The 2042-nt window shown below is 41.4% G+C and carries 3 protein-coding genes; all 3 read left to right on the forward strand.

Going from position 1 to position 2042, the window contains the following annotated elements:
* The first annotated feature begins 732 nt into the window (after positions 1–732).
* Entirely contained in the window at positions 733–861 is a 129-nt protein-coding gene (locus tag APB76_RS23445) for a hypothetical protein (RefSeq protein ID WP_269085114.1), read from the forward strand.
* 366 nt (positions 862–1227) lie between these two features.
* Complete coding sequence (locus APB76_RS23450) at positions 1228–1356, forward strand: hypothetical protein (protein WP_269085115.1); 129 nt, start codon at positions 1228–1230, stop codon at positions 1354–1356.
* Positions 1357–1417: 61 nt separating this feature from the next.
* Positions 1418–1978, forward strand: coding sequence for a hypothetical protein (locus APB76_RS18170; RefSeq protein ID WP_054963662.1), 561 nt, complete (start codon positions 1418–1420; stop codon positions 1976–1978).
* The last annotated feature ends 64 nt before the right edge of the window (positions 1979–2042 follow it).

Below are 2042 nucleotides of genomic sequence, written 5' to 3' on the forward strand. Positions count from 1 at the left end.
TCTCGTTCTCTAGCGCGCTTTGAGTTCTGAAGTTTCTTTGATGTAAATGCCATTTCAAGTCATCGAAAGGGCTAATATGCCAACAACCATCATCGCTCTCATAAGTTCACCTTAGTGGCAATTAACTGTCCGTAACTTTAGCGGGTGGCTCGTTCTCTGTTACTTTGGTTTGGCTACTTGCTTAAAGCTGGTTTCTGGAAAGGACGGCGGGTCAGTAGCCAATAAAAATCTGGTTGGTTTGTGGTGTTGAGTTAGGTGGGTTGTTTGGGTCTAGGGCGCGCGGAAAGTACTTTATTAACAAAGTGTTCAAGCTGGATTCTCAACGCTCGGCGGTTTTGGTTGCAATTTTTAGTGCAGTGATTAAGGTGGCTTTATTAAGTGTTGTGGTGCGTTGCTCACCACTTAACACAGCGTTAGCTAGAATTTAAGAAACTATGGGTTAAGTGCTCATGAATACGGGCTCCAGCTTTACAGCCGAAAGTTCTAGGGTACAAAGTATCTCGCCAGTGGCACTGTTCGAAAAGTGGTTGAATCAACCAAAGTCAGTTTACTGAAGTGGTGTGTTTGTTTAGTTCTTTGGTGTGGCTTCTTGGGCGTTGACATTACCGTGACTAAATCAGTTTTGCTCACTTGGTAGTTGGCTTATTCGAAAGCATTCTTTCCCAAGCCAATTTCATCAATTGGGGTTTGGTTTGTGAGCTGTCCAATTTACATTGTTACTCGAAAGAAATAATGTATTTCAAATTAGGCACTTGGGTGAAAACCTCAACCTTAATCGTAGCAGCTAACAAACTGCTTAAGACGGACTATCAACGCTCGGCGATTTTGGTTCTAGTTTGGTACAGTGTTTACGGTGGTTAGTTTAAGTGTCGTGGTTTGCGTTGCTAGCCACTTAGCAGGGCGTTAGCTAGTATTAAAAGAAACTATGGGCTTAAGTGTTCATGAATACGGGGCTCTAGCTTCACACTTGATAGTCCTTAGGTACAAACTATCTCGCCAGTGGCACTGTTTGTAAAGAGGTTGAACCAACCAAAGTCAGCTTACTGAAGTGGTGTGTTTGTTTAGTTCTTTGGTGTGGTTTCACTGGTATTGAAACGTCGCCGTAGCTAAATCAGTTTCGTGAACTGGGCTGTCAATTTTGTCGAAAGCATTCTCTCGCAAGCATGCTTCATCAATTGTATTTCAGTTTGTGAGCTGTCCAATGTAAATTGTCATTTGGAACCAATAATGTGTTTCACGTTAGGCACTTGGGTGAGAAACTCAACCTTCTTCGCAGCAGCTAACAAACTGCTCAAGACGGACTATCAACGCTCGGCAATTTTACTTCTAGTCTGGTACAGTGTTTTTGGTGGTTAGTTTAAGTATCGAGGTATGCGTTGCTAGCCACTTAGCAGGGCGTTAGGTAAATAAAATAGGAATGGAGCATTTGGAAATTCAGTTTAGCTTTGGTTTAGCAATAGGCGCTGTTATTGCCGCAGCAATAAATGCTTATTTTAACTATCGTTCAGAACAGAAGCGCGTGAAGCAACAACGCGAAGAAAATGCCAATATTGTTGTTGGTGAGTTACTTAATGTCATTGCGCACTACACTCAATACCAATCAGTTACGTTCAGAATGGTCGATGGTGATGAACGGGATATCATTAAAGTAAAAACTATCTTGAAAGAGCAAATATATGGTAATTTTTTGGCTGTTTCCAAGCCCGAAAATGTAAGCTTTCTTCCTCCTGAGCAGATACGCAACTTGTATCAATTAGCTATTAGGATTCGTAATGCTGACTCTATGATCAACGATTTTATTGCAGCTTGTACAGATCCCGATAATTGCACTGACTATGAGCTCAAATTGTACGAAGAGTATGATTTATTTATGGGCTATGTTGAAGACGCAGCGTCAGGAATATTGTTACACATAGAACATCAGTTTCCTGAGTTTAAGGGGCTAATTCCCGAAGATAAACTTAGGAACCTCGTATGAAAATTTACCTAACACATATGAGCCTTCTGCCTGTCAATAGGCAATAACATTCTGTTGGCTGCGT

Source organism: Vibrio bivalvicida (assembly GCF_001399455.2).
Lineage (GTDB): Bacteria > Pseudomonadota > Gammaproteobacteria > Enterobacterales > Vibrionaceae > Vibrio > Vibrio bivalvicida.

What these genes read in the sequence shown, in the direction of transcription:
- APB76_RS23445 (WP_269085114.1), top strand. Translation starts at nt 733, where the DNA reads ATGTATTTCAAATTAGGCACTTGGGTGAAAACCTCAACCTTAATCGTA.
- APB76_RS23450 (WP_269085115.1), top strand. Translation starts at nt 1,228, where the DNA reads ATGTGTTTCACGTTAGGCACTTGGGTGAGAAACTCAACCTTCTTCGCA.
- APB76_RS18170 (WP_054963662.1), top strand. Translation starts at nt 1,418, where the DNA reads ATGGAGCATTTGGAAATTCAGTTTAGCTTTGGTTTAGCAATAGGCGCT.